At 71.6% G+C, this 14850-nt stretch carries 12 protein-coding genes; 4 read left to right on the top strand and 8 right to left on the bottom strand.

The features are described 5' to 3' along the window. Positions 1-12 precede the first annotated feature (12 nt). From ACZ5C2_RS09420 to ACZ5C2_RS09410, 3 genes are all read right to left on the bottom strand, one after another. Positions 13-990 (bottom strand): alpha-ketoacid dehydrogenase subunit beta, encoded by a 978-nt coding sequence (locus ACZ5C2_RS09420; protein ID WP_468788309.1) that lies wholly within the window; start codon positions 988-990, stop codon positions 13-15. 1 nt (position 991) lies between these two features. Beyond that, positions 992-2197, bottom strand: coding sequence for a pyruvate dehydrogenase (acetyl-transferring) E1 component subunit alpha (gene pdhA / locus ACZ5C2_RS09415; RefSeq protein WP_468788307.1), 1206 nt, complete (start codon positions 2195-2197; stop codon positions 992-994). A 424-nt stretch (positions 2198-2621) separates the two neighbouring features. Further along, complete coding sequence (locus ACZ5C2_RS09410; protein ID WP_468788305.1) at positions 2622-4217, bottom strand: protein kinase domain-containing protein; 1596 nt, start codon at positions 4215-4217, stop codon at positions 2622-2624. Between the two features lie 347 nt (positions 4218-4564). Here ACZ5C2_RS09410 and ACZ5C2_RS09405 point away from each other — a divergent pair, with 347 nt between their 5' ends. Then, complete coding sequence (locus tag ACZ5C2_RS09405) at positions 4565-6214, top strand: protein kinase domain-containing protein (RefSeq protein WP_468788303.1); 1650 nt, start codon at positions 4565-4567, stop codon at positions 6212-6214. An 84-nt stretch (positions 6215-6298) separates the two neighbouring features. Here the strand turns inward: ACZ5C2_RS09405 and ACZ5C2_RS09400 are convergent, their stop codons facing one another. Beyond that, entirely contained in the window at positions 6299-6838 is a 540-nt protein-coding gene (locus ACZ5C2_RS09400) for a bacterial proteasome activator family protein (protein WP_468788301.1), read from the bottom strand. A gap of 250 nt (positions 6839-7088) precedes the next feature. Between ACZ5C2_RS09400 and ACZ5C2_RS09395 the strand changes: the two genes are divergently transcribed. Beyond that, positions 7089-7646: a hypothetical protein gene (locus ACZ5C2_RS09395; RefSeq protein WP_468788299.1), complete on the top strand. Its 558-nt coding sequence runs from the start codon at positions 7089-7091 to the stop codon at positions 7644-7646. A gap of 700 nt (positions 7647-8346) precedes the next feature. Here ACZ5C2_RS09395 and ACZ5C2_RS09390 read toward each other — a convergent pair. Beyond that, entirely contained in the window at positions 8347-9330 is a 984-nt protein-coding gene (locus tag ACZ5C2_RS09390) for an NAD(P)H-quinone oxidoreductase (protein WP_468788297.1), read from the bottom strand. A 133-nt stretch (positions 9331-9463) separates the two neighbouring features. Here ACZ5C2_RS09390 and ACZ5C2_RS09385 point away from each other — a divergent pair, with 133 nt between their 5' ends. Both ACZ5C2_RS09385 and ACZ5C2_RS09380 read left to right on the top strand, forming a co-directional pair. After that, entirely contained in the window at positions 9464-10486 is a 1023-nt protein-coding gene (locus tag ACZ5C2_RS09385; protein WP_468788295.1) for an ATP-binding cassette domain-containing protein, read from the top strand. Next, positions 10483-11331, top strand: coding sequence for an ABC transporter permease (locus ACZ5C2_RS09380; protein ID WP_468788293.1), 849 nt, complete (start codon positions 10483-10485; stop codon positions 11329-11331). The genes ACZ5C2_RS09385 and ACZ5C2_RS09380 overlap by 4 nt, the downstream gene beginning before the upstream one ends. A gap of 47 nt (positions 11332-11378) precedes the next feature. Here the strand turns inward: ACZ5C2_RS09380 and ACZ5C2_RS09375 are convergent, their stop codons facing one another. From ACZ5C2_RS09375 to ACZ5C2_RS09365, 3 genes are read right to left on the bottom strand one after another with little or no spacing between them, the layout of a single operon-like run. Beyond that, positions 11379-12476 (bottom strand): potassium channel family protein, encoded by a 1098-nt coding sequence (locus ACZ5C2_RS09375; RefSeq protein ID WP_468788291.1) that lies wholly within the window; start codon positions 12474-12476, stop codon positions 11379-11381. After that, on the bottom strand, positions 12473-13843 hold the full coding sequence (locus ACZ5C2_RS09370; protein WP_468788289.1) for a molybdopterin molybdotransferase MoeA: 1371 nt from the start codon (positions 13841-13843) through the stop codon (positions 12473-12475). Before ACZ5C2_RS09370 ends, ACZ5C2_RS09375 begins: the two co-directional genes overlap by 4 nt. After that, positions 13840-14811: an NTP transferase domain-containing protein gene (locus ACZ5C2_RS09365; protein ID WP_468788287.1), complete on the bottom strand. Its 972-nt coding sequence runs from the start codon at positions 14809-14811 to the stop codon at positions 13840-13842. The genes ACZ5C2_RS09370 and ACZ5C2_RS09365 overlap by 4 nt, the downstream gene beginning before the upstream one ends. Positions 14812-14850 lie beyond the last annotated feature (39 nt).

Raw genomic sequence — 14850 nt, 5'->3', positions numbered from 1 at the left:
ACGACCCTCTCCTCAGTACGCCAGCGAGCGGTCGACGGCGTCGAGCACCCGGTCCAGGTCCGGAAGGTAGGACTCCTCCAGACGGGCCGGCGGGTACGGGGCGTGGTAGCCGCCCACCCGCAGTACCGGTGCTTCCAGGTGGTAGAAGCAGCGCTCCGTGATCCGCGCGGCGATCTCCGCGCCGGAACCGAAGAACACCGGTGCCTCGTGGACCACGACCAGCCGGCGGGTCTTCTCGACGGACGCCTGGAGGGAGTCGAAGTCGATCGGGGAGACCGAGCGCAGGTCCAGCACCTCCAGGGAGCGGCCCTCCTCGGCCGCGGCGTCGGCGGCCTCCCGGCAGAGCTTCACCATCGGGCCGTAGGCGGCGAGGGTCAGGTCCGTGCCCTCGCGCACCACGCGCGCGGTGTGCAGCGGGCCCGGGATCGCCTCGGTGTCGACCTCGCCCTTGTCCCAGTAACGCCGCTTGGGCTCGAAGAAGATCACCGGGTCGTCGCTCTGGATGGCCTGCTGCATCATCCAGTACGCGTCCGACGCGTTCGACGGGGAGACCACCTTCAGGCCCGCCACGTGCGCGAACAGCGACTCCGGGGACTCGGAGTGGTGCTCCACGGCGCCGATGCCGCCGCCGTAGGGGATGCGCACGACGACGGGCATCTTGACCTTGCCCAGCGCGCGGGCGTGCATCTTCGCGAGCTGCGTGACGATCTGGTCGTACGCCGGGAAGACGAAGCCGTCGAACTGGATCTCGACCACCGGGCGGTAGCCGCGCAGGGCCAGGCCGATCGCCGTACCGACGATGCCCGACTCGGCGAGCGGGGTGTCGATGACGCGGCTCTCGCCGAAGTCCTTCTGCAGCCCGTCCGTCACCCGGAACACGCCGCCGAGCTTGCCGACGTCCTCACCCATGACGAGGACCTTCGGGTCCTCGTCCATGGCACGCCGGAGCGACTCGGTGATCGCCTTGGCCAGGGCCATCTTGTCCGTCATCTCACTTACCCCCGTTGTCGTCCGCGAACGACGCCTGGTAGGCGGCGAACTGCGCCCGCTCCTCGTCCACGAGCGCGTGGCCGTCCGCGTACACGTTCTCGAAGATGGCGAAGTGGTCCGGGTCCGGCATGGCACGGACCGCTTCGCGCACCCGCCTGCCCAGCACCTCGCTCTCGGCCTCCAGTTCCGCGAAGAACGCCTCGTCCGCGTGGTGTGCGGACTCCAGGTGGCGGCGAAGGCGCAGGATCGGGTCCTTGGCCTCCCAGGCTGCCCGCTCGTCGTCGTGGCGGTAGCGGGTGGGGTCGTCGGAGGTGGTGTGCGCGCCCATGCGGTACGTGAACGCCTCGACCAGCGTCGGGCCCTCACCGGCGCGGGCCCGCTCCAGGGCCCACTTGGTGACGGCCAGGCTCGCCAGCACGTCGTTGCCGTCCACGCGCACGCCCGGGAAGCCGAAGCCCTGCGCGCGCTGGTACAGCGGCACGCGGGACTGCTTCTCGGTCGGCTCGGAGATCGCCCACTGGTTGTTCTGGCAGAAGAACACCACCGGGGCGTTGTAGACCGCGGAGAAGGTGAACGCCTCGGCCACGTCGCCCTGGCTGGAGGCACCGTCGCCGAAGTAGGCGATGACGGCGCTGTCCGCGCCGTCCTTGGTGATGCCCATCGCGTAGCCCGTGGCGTGCAGCGTCTGGGAGCCGATGACGATCGTGTACAGGTGGAAGTTGTTGCCGTTCGGGTCCCAGCCGCCGTTGTTCACACCGCGGAACATGCCGAGCAGGTTGGTCGGATCCACCCCGCGGCACCACGCGACGCCGTGCTCACGGTAGGTGGGGAAGACGTAGTCGTCGTCGCGCAGCGCCCGGCCGGAGCCGATCTGCGCCGCCTCCTGCCCGAGCAGCGATGCCCACAGGCCCAGCTCGCCCTGGCGCTGCAGCGAGGTGGCCTCGGCGTCGAAGCGGCGGGTGAGCACCATGTCGCGGTACAGACCGCGCAGGTCGTCGGCGGTGATGTCGGCGACGTACTTGTCGAACTCGGCGTTCTTGACGCGCTTGCCCTCGGGCGTCAGCAGCTGGACGAGGGCGGGCTCGGCGCTCTTCCCCGCGCCGGGGGCCTTCTTGGTGGTGCTGGTGGTGCGCTTGGCGCCGGTGGTGCCGGCCTTGCTTCCGGCGCTGCGTCGCGGTGTGCGCGCGGCAGTGCTCTCCACGGTCACGTGTGCTCCTCCGTCGGTCCGGCCCCCGGGGTTGCCGGTAGGCCAGTGCGGCTCACCTGTTTCTCGACCACCGGGCACGGGGTGGGTGCCACTCGGCCGGGAACAGGCGTGACAGGTGCCCCGGCGAGCGCCCTGCAACAAGCACGTTACCCAGTGCTCCACATTTCTGTGAAACCCCTCTGACCTGCGATTTTGCTTGGGTTTCCAAGTAAATCGAGAAAGGCCCCGAAGGCGCGCTGGTCACAGCCTTGCAGGAGGCCGGAGCAACGGCACGTTATCCCGGAACCCCGGACACGGGAAGAGCCGATTTCGTGACGGCACGGGGTGCCGCGAAAAGAGGCACAGGGTGCACGGAAAGCGGCGTTCGGGCGCCAGGACGGTACGACGAGCCGGGCGCGCCCGGCCTCGCCGCCGTCTCCGCCCGCTACTCGCCGCCGCCGCCCGGTTCTCCGCCGCCGCCGACCTCGCCGCCGTTGTCCCCGCCCTCGGTGTCACCCGTCGGCAGCGTCACGGGCGGCGAGTCCGGCGGGTCCTCGGTCCCGGGGTCCGCCGGTGTGGTGGGCTCGCCCGTCGGCTCACCGGTCGGCTCACCCGTCGGTTCACCCGTCTCCGTCTGCGACGGCGTCCAGGACGGCGTGTACGACGGCGTCCAGTCACCGTTGCCGCCCGAGCCGCTGCCCGGGTCCGTGCCGGGATCGGTCGTCTCCTCGGTCGTGTCGTCGCTCGGGGCCTCGCTGGTCTTCTTGTCCTCGGTGCTCTGCGAGACGGACGGCGACGGGTCGGTCTTGGTGCCGCCCCCGTCGTCGTCCTTGTTGTTGAGGGCCAGCGCGACACCCGCCACGACGGCGATCACCGCGAGCACCGCGAGGATCCACAGCTTGCCGCGTCCGCTGCCCTGGTTGCCGTTGCCCTCGAAGCCGCCGTCGTCACCGTTGCCGTATCCGCCCGGCAGGATCGGCTGTGGGAGCGCCGTCGTACCGGCGGCGTCCGGGTGCGGCAGCACGGCCGCCCCCGCGAAGCCGGCCGCCGGGGTGCGCGGGCCGTCGTGCATGTCCACCGGGCCGGTGTTCCAGGTGCCGGTGTGGCCGCCCTGGTCGTAGAGCATCTGCAGCGCGTACTGGATCAGTCCGCGCATCTCCTCGGCCGTCTGGAAACGGTCGTCGGGCTCCTTGGCGAGGGAGCGCATGACCAGGCCGTCCAGCTCCGGCGGGCAGGCGTCCGACGCCTCCGACGGGGGCGTGGGGATGTCCTGCACGTGCTGGTAGACCACCGACAGCGGCGTCTCACCGGTGAAGGGGGGACGCAGCGCCAGCAGTTCGTACATCAGGCAGCCGGTGGCGTACAGGTCGGAGCGGTGGTCGACGGCCTTGCCGAGCGCCTGCTCCGGGGAGAGGTACTGCGGGGTGCCCATGACCATGCCGGTCTGCGTCATCGTCGTGGACGCGCCGTGCAGCGCGCGGGCGATGCCGAAGTCCATCACCTTCACGGCGCCGTTGTGGGTGATGATGACGTTGGCCGGCTTGATGTCGCGGTGCACGATGCCGTGCTGGTGGGAGTAGGCGAGCGCCTCCAGGACCCCGGAGACGATGATCAGCGCCTGCTCGGGTCCGGGTGCCTCGGCGTTCAGCAGGAGGTCGCGGATGGTGCGGCCCTCAACGATCTCCATCACGATGTACGGCACCGACTGGCCGCCGATGACGTCCTCGCCGGAGTCGTACACGGCGACGATCGCGTGGTGGTTGAGACCGGCCACCGACTGCGCCTCACGCGTGAAACGCGCCTTGGAGACGGGGTCCTCGGCCAGGTCGGCACGCAGCAGCTTGACGGCGACCGTGCGGCCCAGGCGTACGTCCTCGGCGGCGAACACCTCGGCCATTCCGCCCCGGCCGAGTCTGTGGGTCAGCCGGTACCGGCCGTCGCCGACGAGCCCTCCGTTGCCCCAGTTGTCCGGCGCGTCCGAGATGCCGCCGCCAGTCGCCTCGGGGTCGGACGGGCCCTGAGCGCGCTGCTGCTGTGCCATCAGTCCTCGCCGTCGTTTCTGCCCGCGGTGCGCGCGGTGTTGTTACGGTCTCCGTCGGCCCACGCTACAGCCTTTGCACAAGGCTCCGGTGCGGGACGGGCTGCCGGGGCCGGCACCAGACGGACCGGTCATGAAACCCGCTCTCCGTACTGTCGTGCAAATTCCGTGTACCGGTAGTACGACCGCTGTAACGCTTCCGCGACGCTTCTTTCGCGTACGGTCACGGAACGGGCACCGCGCTTGACGTGTCAGTGGCCTGGGGCAGACTTGGCCGGGAATAGCACATTGGATCTACGACGAGACAGTCACCGACGGCGGCGCCGGAGAGGCTACGGGGGACGCGGAACATGAGCCAGGACGGCGCAGAGGGCCAGTACGTGGGGCGGGCGCTCGCCGGTGGACGCTACCAACTGCGGGACCTGCTCGGCCAGGGCGGCATGGCGTCGGTGTACCTCGCCTACGACAGCGTGCTCGACCGTCAGGTCGCCATCAAGACGTTGCACACGGAACTCGGCCGGGAGCAGGCGTTCCGTGAGCGCTTCCGCCGCGAGGCCCAGTCCGTGGCGAAGCTCACGCACACCAACATCGTGTCGGTCTTCGACACCGGCGAGGACGATGTGGACGGCATGACGACGCCGTACATCGTCATGGAGTACGTCGAGGGCCGCCCGCTGGGGTCCGTGCTCGACGAGGACACCCGGCAGCAGGGCGCGATGCCCGCCGACAAGGCGCTGAAGATCACCGCGGACGTGCTGGCGGCGCTGGAGATCAGCCACGAGATGGGGCTGGTCCACCGGGACATCAAGCCGGGCAACGTGATGATGACCAAGCGCGGTGTGGTCAAGGTGATGGACTTCGGCATCGCCCGCGCCATGCAGTCCGGTGTGACATCGATGACACAGACCGGCATGGTCGTCGGCACCCCGCAGTACCTCTCGCCGGAGCAGGCGCTCGGCCGGGGTGTGGACGCGCGCTCCGATCTCTACTCGGTCGGCATCATGCTGTTCCAGCTGGTCACCGGGCGGCTGCCGTTCGAGGCGGACTCGCCGCTGGCCATCGCGTACGCGCATGTCCAGGAGGAGCCGCCGGTCGCGTCCTCCATCAACCGCTCGCTGCCGCCGGCCGTGGACGCGCTGATCGCCCGCGCGCTGAGGAAGAACCCGAACGAGCGTTTTCCCAGCGCGGAGGCGATGCGCGGGGAGTGCCTGCGGGTGTCGCAGTCCTTCCGGGCGGCTGCGCCGAGCATCGTGCCGGGCACGCAGACGCAGAGCGGCGCGGGCGTCGGCTCCGCGGTGTTCCCACCGGTGGACCAGGCGAGCACGGCACCCACGGGCAACGTGCAGACGCCGTACCAGCCGACCCCGCCGCCGAACCCGTACGGCACTCCGGCCCCGGCCGGTCCCGCCCCGGCGTACGGCTATCCGCAGCACGGCGGTTACCAGACGCCCTCCCCGGCGGCGTACTCCGCACAGCAGGGGACGTCGACCCCGCCGCCGTACAACATCACGCCGCAGACGTCGGGCTCCGGCCGGGGCGGCGGCGGCCGGAACAAGCCGGTCATCATCGGCTCGATCGCCGTCTCCGTGCTGGCGGTCGGCGGACTGATCGCGGCGCTGCTGATGAACGGCGACGACAAGGACCCGCAGGGCGGCGGGGGCAGCAGCCCTTCGGCGTCGGCGTCGGCGACCAAGGCGGAGGGCTACCGCGGGCCGGACACGTCGAAGAAGATCGACGCGGAGGAGTGCGAGGAGCCGCAGGAGTCGTACAACGACCCGGACAAGGTCCGGCTCCCCAACTTCAAGTTCAAGCACATCACGTCGGTGAAGGAGTGCTTCCAGGCCGCCGGCTGGAGCAGCATCAAGATCATCAACGTGGATGAGAACACCTACGGCGAGGGCTCCGTCCGGGAGCAGTTCCCGCCGGCCGGCACGGACGTCGACCCCGAGGACATGCCGGAGATCACGCTCAAGGTCTCGACGGGCAACCCGCCGTCCTGACTCCGGCCGTACACGACACGGCGAAGGGGCCCGGCATCGGATGCCGGGCCCCTTCGGGTCGTTCGGGCAGGACAAGTGGGGCGGTTACAGGTACGGGCCACCCGAGCGGCCGCCCATGGGCGGCTCCTCCGGACCGTCGCCGACGCCGGGCGGAAGCGCTCGGCGCATCTGCTCCAACTGGGCGCGGGCCGCCATCTGCTGGGCGAAGAGCGTGGTCTGGATGCCGTGGAAGAGGCCCTCCAGCCAGCCCACCAACTGGGCCTGCGCGATCCGCAGTTCGGCGTCGCTCGGGGTCCCCTCGTCCGTGAAGGGCAGGGAGAGCCGCTCCAGCTCCTCGACCAACTGCGGGGCCAGACCGTCCTCCAGCTCCTTCACCGAACTGGAGTGGATCTCCTTGAGCCTGGCCCGGCTGGCCTCGTCCAGGGGAGCCGCTCGCACCTCCTCCAGCAGCTGCTTGATCATGCTGCCGATCCGCATGACCTTCGCCGGCTGCTCCACCTGCTCCGTCACCGGGGTCTCGCGGGAATCCTCGTCCCCGGCGCCTCCGCTGAGCGCCATCCCGTCCTGGCCGACGACCAGGATCTGCGGATTCTCCGGCGACCGTTCGTTCCTCGGCATCTCCATGCCGCCATTGTCGCGCACACCCGTGGTCCGCCTCGGCGGTGCCCCCGGAAGTCGGGTCCGCGGGGGGATCCACCCGATGGACGCGTCCGGAATGCCGGGCTCATTGCGGAATGCGAGGCTGTTGGGCGTCCATCCGGCCCATCTTGCCGACGGTGTGACCGAGCACCGGCCGGCGCGGGAGGTCACGGCCGTGACTCCATGGCTGCGTGTAGTGGGGGCGACGGTAGTTCTGGGGGCGGGGGCGGCGGTGATGCCGTACGGCCCTGCCACGGGGCCCGTCGGTACGGCGACGGCGGCGACGCCTGTGGCCTACGGAGCCGCTGAGGTCGGCGCCGGTCCGACGTCCCGCACGCCCGTGCCCTCCGCCTCGTCCTCGACGTCGCCCTCGTCGTCCTCCTCGTCCTCCTCGTCCTCCTCGTCCTCCCCCTCCGAACGGCCGTCGCGGGCCGGGAGCCGGCCGGGCGAGGGCCGGGAGTGGCCCGGGCGGCACGAGGCGGCCGAGGACCCGCGGGACACCGAGTCACGCGAGCGGGAGCAGCGGGGCGAGGCGGACGGGGCCGAGCGGCCGGACGTGGGCGAGGAGGCGGCGTCCAGGGCACCCGGGGCCGATGACACCGCTCCGGAGGCGCCGGCCTCCTCGGCGGCGGTGCCGGTGCCCTCCACGTCGTCCGGGGCGGCGGCACCCCACGCGGTCACGAGCACCGAACCCGTCCTGCGCATCCTGCCCCTCGGCAGCGGCCTGGTCCTCATCGGCCTCGGCTTCGGCCTCGCCTTCATCGCCCTGCGCATGCGCCAGGCCTCCGGCTGAGGTCCGGCGAGTCGACGCCGAACCGGTACGGCGCCCCCGCCGAGTCCGGGATCCGCGATGCCGGGCACGCTCACGCGGATCCCGCGCCCCGGCGGCACCCCGGGCCGGTCCTCACCGACGTGCCCGTGCGCCGGGCCTCCGGCTGAGGAACCCTGGTTCAACGGAGCGGGGCCTCGCCGTCGACGACGACCCCCCCAGGTACTGCGGGCCCGTCCGCCGCGACCTGCGCAGCGCCTACGGCGACCGCTACCGCATCCTCGGCGCCTCCTCCGCCGCAGACGCCCTGAAGATCCTCGACTCGCTGGACGAGCGGGGCCACGACCCGGCGCTGTTCCTCGTCGACCAGCGGATGCCGGAGATCACCGGCGTGGAGTTCCTGCTGGAGGCGGTCAGCCGTTACCCGGACGCCCGCCGGGTGGTGCTCACCGCGTACGCGGAGACCGAGGCGGCAATCACCGTAGCGCGGCCCGGAAGCCCTCGGACTGCCGGCCGAGCGGCCGGGGCGCCCTGCCGCTGGTGCGGTTCCCGGACGGTGTCCTGCTGTCCGCTCCGGACGACGCCGAACTCGCCCGGCACCTGGGGCTGACGACCACCGCCTCCCGCCCGCACGAACCGATCCACTGACCGGCCGACCAGGGCCAACCCCCAGTCGACTGACCCGACGGCCCCGCAGGCCCTGCCGCTGACCCGGCGGACCGGGTCACTCCGGTGTGACCAGCAGGACCTTGCCGATGTGGCCGCTGTCCTCCACGACCCGGTGGGCGGTGGCCGCGTCCGGCATCGGGATCTCCCGGTCGACGACGGGACGGACATGGCCACCGGCGATGAGCGGCCAGACGTGTTCCCGTACGGCCGCCACGATCGCCGCCTTCTCCCCGGCCGGCCGGGCCCGCAGCGAGGTCGCGCTGATGGCGCCGCGCTTGGCGAGGAGGGCACCGATGTTCAGCTCGCCCTTGACGCCGCCCTGCATCCCGATGATCGCCAGCCGGCCGTTGACGGCGAGGGCCTGCACGTTGCGGTCCAGGTACTTGGCGCCCATGTTGTCGAGGATGACGTCCGCGCCCGCCCCGTCGGTGGCCCGCTTCAGCTCCGCGACGAAGTCCTGCTCGCGGTAGTTGATCAGGATGTCGGCGCCGAGTTCCGCACAGCGCTCCAGCTTCTCCGCGGTGCCGGCCGTCACCGCGACCGTCGCACCGACGGCCTTGGCGAGCTGAATCGCCATGGTGCCGATACCACTGGAGCCGCCGTGCACGAGGAAGGTCTCGCCGGGGCGGAGGTGGGCGACCATGAAGACGTTCGACCAGACCGTGCAGACGACCTCGGGGAGCGCCGCCGCCTGATCGACGGTGAGCCCTGCGGGTACGGGCAGCAGCTGCCCGGCCGGGACGGCGACCTTCTCGGCGTAACCGCCGCCCGCGAGCAGCGCGCAGACCTCGTCGCCGACGGCCCAGCCGCTCACCCCGTCACCGAGCGCGGCGATCCGCCCGGAGCATTCGAGACCGGGGTAGGGCGAAGCGCCGGGCGGCGGGTTGTAGAAGCCCTGCCGCTGGAGGATGTCGGCCCGGTTGACGGCCCCGGCCACCACCTCGACCAGGACCTCGTCCTGACCGGCCACCGGATCGGGGACCTCGTCCCACACCAGCGCCTCGGGCCCACCGGGTTCGGGAATCGTGATCGCATGCATGAGGGGGACGGTACCCCTGGGAGCGCGGGGGCCACGGATACGGCGAGCGGAAATCCATGTGCGGGACCGATGAGTTCGCGCGACGGTGAAGGTCTCTCCCTGCGTAGCCCGAGCACGCGGAAGGACCCCCAGCATGAGTACGCAATCGTCCGGCCCGGCGATCGAGACCGTGGGCCTGGTCAAAACCTTCGGTGAGACACGGGCCGTCGACGGGGTCGATCTGACCGTGCCGGCCGGCACGGTGTACGGCGTCCTCGGACCGAACGGCGCGGGCAAGACCACCACCGTGAAGATGCTCGCCACCCTCCTGCGGCCCGACGGCGGCGAGGCCCGTGTCTTCGGCCACGACATCGTCCGCGAGGCCGACGAGGTGCGCGGCCGGGTGAGCCTCACCGGCCAGTACGCGTCCGTGGACGAGGACCTCACCGGCACCGAGAACCTGGTCCTGCTGGCCCGTCTCCTCGGCCATCGCAAGCCCTCCGCCCGCACCCGCGCCGCCCAGCTCCTGGAGGCCTTCGGCCTCACGGAGGCGGCCGGGAAGCAGGTCAAGCACTACTCGGGCGGCATGCGGCGCCGTATCGACATCGCCGCCTCCATCCTCAACACCCCCGACCTGCTGTTCCTCGACGAGCCGACCACCGGCCTCGACCCCCGCAGCCGCAACCAGGTGTGGGACATCGTGCGCGCGGTCGTCGCCCAGGGCACCACGGTGCTGCTGACCACGCAGTACCTGGACGAGGCCGACCAGCTCGCCTCGCGGATCGCCGTCATCGACCGCGGCAGGGTAATCGCCGAGGGGACCAAGGGCGAACTGAAGGCGTCCGTCGGCGCCGGATCCGTCCACCTGCGGCTGCGGGACCCCGGCCAGCGGCCGCTCGCCTCGGACCTGCTGCGCCGCGCGCTCGGCACGCAGGTGCAGAACGAGCCCGACCCGGTGGCCCTGACCGCCCACCTCACCACGGCCGCGAGCGACGACACCGCCGCCGAGCAGGCCGCACGCGCGCTGAACGAACTGGCCCGCGCCGGCGTCACCGTCGACAACTTCTCACTCGGCCAGCCCAGCCTGGACGAGGTGTTCCTGGCCCTCACCGGCCATGACACCCAACAGCCCGCCTCCGGCTCCGCCCACGACCCGAAGGACGAGGTCGCCGCATGAGCACCACGACCACCACCGAGAGCGCCGAACTCGCCCCGGTGCGCGCCGACTCCCTCGCCCAGCTGCTGGTGGCCAAGGAGCGGCCCCAGCGGCCCAGCGCCTGGTCGGCCTCTCTGACCTTCGGCTGGCGCGCCATCCTCAAGATCAAGCACGTGCCGGAGCAGCTCTTCGACGTCACGGCGTTCCCGATCATGATGGTGCTGATGTACACGTACCTGTTCGGCGGAGCACTGGCCGGCTCACCGAAGGCGTACATCCAGTTCCTGCTGCCGGGCATCCTGGTGATGTCGGTCGTGATGATCACGATGTACACCGGCGTCTCGGTCAACACGGACATCGAGAAGGGTGTCTTCGACCGGTTCCGCAGCCTGCCGATCTGGCGGCCGTCGACGATGGTCGGTTATCTGCTCGGCGACGCCCTGCGCTACACCATCGCGTCGGTGGTGATGCTGACCGTCGGCATGATCCTCGGCTACCGCGCGGACGGCGGGGTCCACGGAGTGCTCGCCGGCATCGCGCTGCTGGTGCTGTTCTCCTTCGCCTTCTCGTGGATCTGGACGATGTTCGGGCTGATGCTGCGCACGGAGAAGTCGGTGATGGGCGTCAGCATGATGGTGATCTTCCCGCTCACCTTCCTGTCCAACGTCTTCGTCGACCCGCGCACCATGCCGGGCTGGCTCCAGGCGTTCGTCAACAACAGCCCCGTCACCCACCTCGCGTCCGCGGTGCGCGGACTGATGGCGGGCGACTGGCCGGCCGACGAGGTCGCCTGGACGCTCGGCTGGGCCGCACTGTTCGTGCTCGTCTTCGGGCCGGTCACGATGCGGCTCTACAACCGCAAGTAGCCGGGCCGGGGGCCGGGGGGCCGGGGCTCAGCTCCGGGGGCCGGGGCTCAGCTCCGGGGGAGCGGGCGGATGTCGGGTGCGATCTGGGTGCCCGGCGTCGCCCGCACGATCGTGATCAGCCGGTCGGTCAGCTCCAGCGTCCCGACGTCCGGATCGTCGTAGCCGAGCACCCGGTGTCCGCGTACGACACTCACCACCAGGTCGTTGGTCTCGCGCGGAGTCTTGCCCACCTCGGCCTTTATGACCGGCCGCTCGACGATGTCGAGCCCGGTCCCCTGCTGGATGAGGTCCTCCATGACCATGCCGGCCGAAGGACTGAGCACCGAGAGCCCGAGCAGCCGCCCGGCCGCACTGGCGCTGGTGATGACCGCGTCGGCGCCCGACTGCTTCAGCAGCGGGGCGTTCTCCTCCTCGCGCACCGCGGCCACGATCTTCGCACCGCGGTTGAGCTGCCGCGCCGTCAGCGTTACCAGGACCGCCGTGTCGTCGCGCTGCGTCGCGATGATGATCTGCCGTGCCCGGTACACCTCGGCCCGCTTCAGCACCTCACTGCGCGTGGCGTCCCCTATGACGCCCGCGTAGCCGTCCGCCGTGGCCGCTTCGATCGCCTTCGCACTGGGGTCGACCACCACGACCTGCTCCTTCCGGAGTCCTGTCGCACAGACCGTCTTGATCGCGGACCTTCCCTTGGTCCCGAACCCGACGACAACGGTGTGATCGCGCAAGGCGGACCTCCAGCGGTTCAGTCGCCACTCCTCCCGGGTACGTTCGGTGAGGGCCTCAAGGGTGGTGCCGACCAGGATGATCAGGAACAGCACGCGCAACGGCGTGATGACGAAGATGTTGGTGAGCCGGGCACCGTCACTGACCGGCGTGATGTCGCCGTACCCGGTGGTGGAGAGGGTGACGGTCGCATAGTAGAACGCGTCGAGGAGATCGATGGATCCGTCGGAGTTGTCGTTGTAGCCCGTACGGTCGGCGTACACGACGAACGCCGTCACCACGAGCACCACCAGAGCCACCGACAGCCGCTTGGTGACCTGGCGGATCGGATGCTCCACCAGCTTCCTCGGGAGTTTCACCCGATGGGTCACCAGATGTTCGTCCGCCTGGCGAGCGATGGCGTCCTGACCCGGAAGTTTCACGTGAAACACACCCCGCTTCCCCCGGACGCCCAGGGCAGGTCGAGCAGTTCCGCCTCCCCACCGGGCCCCGAACCACCCGGAGGTACGACAGCGAGCGCGTCGGCCGCCGCGATACCACGCAGCATGGCCGGACCGTTGTAGAGCAGCGGCAGCGCCCGGTCGCCGCGCAGGGCGACGGGAATCAGCCGGGTGTCGTTCGGGTGACCCTGCACCGCGTCCCGCAGCGGCAGCATGTACGGCTCGGGGGCGGGGCGGGCCGCGAGGGTCCGCAGGAGCGGCTCGGCGAGGGTGAGCAGGCCGGAGACGGCGGCCAGCGGGTTGCCGGGCAGGCCGACGAGGTACTGGTTGTCCTTGGTGCGGGCCAGGAGCATGGGGTGGCCCGGGCGCACCATGACGCCGTCCACGAGCAGTTCGGCGCCGATGCGGCGCAGCGTGGGGTGCACATGGTCGACCGGGCCCGCGGCGGTGCCACCGGTGGTGACAACGACATCGGCGTCACAGGCGCGGATCGCCTCGTACAGCGCCTGATCGTCGTCACCGACCCGGCCTACGTCGGTGACCTCCGCGCCGAGTGCGCGCAGCCAGGGCGGCAGCAGCGGGCCGAGCGCGTCCCGGATCAGCCCGTCGTGCGGCAGTCCCTCGCCGAGCAGTTCGTCGCCGAGGACGAACACGGCGGCGCGGGGGCGGGGGACGGCCATGAGGGTGTCGTATCCGGCGGCGGCGGCCATGCCCAGGACGGGCGGGGTCACCTGCGTGCCCGCGGGCAGCAGCTGGTCACCGCTGCGGCACTCCTGGCCGCGGGGGCGGATGTCCTGGCCGTGGGTGACGGTGTGCGGTGCCCGGCCGGTGGCGGTGGCGTGCAGCCGGCCCTTGTCATCGGTGCGGCCGTGTTCGCTGCGGAGCACGGCGGTGGTGTCCGGAGGGATACGGGCGCCCGTGGCGATACGGACGGCCTCGCCGTCGGTGAGCGGTGCGTGCCCGGCATGCCCGGCGAGGACGCCTTCCTCCCGTACGTCCCAAGGGCCGGGGCCGGAGACCGCCCAGCCGTCCATCGCCGAGGTGTCGAAGGAGGGCAGGTCGGTGAGGGCGGTGAGGGGGGCGGCCAGCGTGAGACCGAGGGTGGAGGCGAGGGGGACGGCCACCGGGGTCAGACAGCCGGTGCGGCTTCGGGTGCCGTGGCGAGGTGCGCGTTCGGCGAGGGCGCGGGCCTCGGCCCAGGCGGTTGCCCGATGGTGCGGGTGGCTCGTCCTGCCACCGGGGGTGTGGTCGCCGACGGAGCGTTCGGGGCGATCCTTCACGAGGGCGAGCGCCTCCTCGACGTCGAGATCGTCGGCGTCCTTGTCGGTCCGGGTGCCGTGGGCGGTCATCCGGCGTCCGGGCGGGTATCGGGTTCGGGGGCGGGCTCGGCGGCGGTGGCAGATGGGGCGTCCGGGGTGTGCCGGGTGTCCTCCTCCGCCCAGCGCAGCGCGAGCGCCGCGGCCTTGCGGGCCGCCTCGGCGACGGCCTCACGGTCGCCGCCCGCCCGCGCGGCGGCGTAGCCGACGAGGAAGGTGGTCAGCGGCGCGGCGGGCCTGGCCACGCCGTGGGCGGCGTCGCGGGCGAGGTCGAGCAGCACGCCGGTGTCGACGTCCAGGTCGATGCCCAGCTCGTCCTTGACTGCGGAAATCCATTCATCCAACACGTGTCCATGCTCCCTGATGCGTGCCCTGGCAGTGGCGATGTCGTCCCAGGTGTCGCAGTCGAAGGACGCCACCGGGTCGGAGATACGGGTGAGGTCGAGAGCGCCGGTCAGCCGGCGCAGGGGGAGTCCGCTCAGACCGCCGTGCCGGCCGGTGAGCGCGGTCAGTTCGCGGCGCAGGGACGCGGCCCGGTAAGCGGCGACGAGCGGCTGGTCCCGGCCGTCGGAGTCGGTCAGCAGCACGCCGTCGGCCGTGCCGCTGCCGAGGGAGGCCAGCAGCGCCTCGACGGTGCGGCGGCCGAGGAACGGCAGGTCGGCGGAGAGCAGGACGACATGGCCGGCCGTGGTGTGCCGGAGACCGGCGTCGAGCGCGGCCAGGGGTCCGCCGCCCGGGGGCTCCTCGCGGGCCCAGACCACGGGCCGTGCGGTGGGCCGGGAGTCGGAGACGACCACCGTGGTGCGGGCGTCGGCGCAGGCCGCGAGCACCCGGTCGAGCAGGGCCCGTCCGCCGACGCGCACACCGGGCTTGTCGGCGCCCCCCAGCCGCCGGGCGGCACCGCCGGCGAGCACGACGGCGTCGTACACGCCAGTGGACGGCCCGGAGGGACCGCCGGGCGGATCACCGGGCGGATCACCGGGTGGCTGATACTCGGTCACCCCCCGAGTATGCGTGCCCCCACGATCACGGTGAACGCG

It is taken from the genome of Streptomyces sp. NPDC031365, from assembly GCF_055569765.1.
The sequence above is the reverse complement of the archived record's forward strand: the minus strand, read 5'-3'. Positions and strand labels throughout refer to the sequence as shown.

Bases quoted from the DNA above. Each gene is read 5' to 3' on its own strand.
- ACZ5C2_RS09420 (WP_468788309.1), bottom strand. From the start codon at position 990: ATGACGGACAAGATGGCCCTGGCCAAGGCGATCACCGAGTCGCTCCGG.
- ACZ5C2_RS09410 (WP_468788305.1), bottom strand. From the start codon at position 4,217: ATGGCACAGCAGCAGCGCGCTCAGGGCCCGTCCGACCCCGAGGCGACT.
- ACZ5C2_RS09405 (WP_468788303.1), top strand. From the start codon at position 4,565: ATGAGCCAGGACGGCGCAGAGGGCCAGTACGTGGGGCGGGCGCTCGCC.
- ACZ5C2_RS09400 (WP_468788301.1), bottom strand. From the start codon at position 6,838: ATGGAGATGCCGAGGAACGAACGGTCGCCGGAGAATCCGCAGATCCTG.
- ACZ5C2_RS09395 (WP_468788299.1), top strand. From the start codon at position 7,089: ATGCCGTACGGCCCTGCCACGGGGCCCGTCGGTACGGCGACGGCGGCG.
- ACZ5C2_RS09390 (WP_468788297.1), bottom strand. From the start codon at position 9,330: ATGCATGCGATCACGATTCCCGAACCCGGTGGGCCCGAGGCGCTGGTG.
- ACZ5C2_RS09385 (WP_468788295.1), top strand. From the start codon at position 9,464: ATGAGTACGCAATCGTCCGGCCCGGCGATCGAGACCGTGGGCCTGGTC.
- ACZ5C2_RS09380 (WP_468788293.1), top strand. From the start codon at position 10,483: ATGAGCACCACGACCACCACCGAGAGCGCCGAACTCGCCCCGGTGCGC.
- ACZ5C2_RS09370 (WP_468788289.1), bottom strand. From the start codon at position 13,843: ATGACCGCCCACGGCACCCGGACCGACAAGGACGCCGACGATCTCGAC.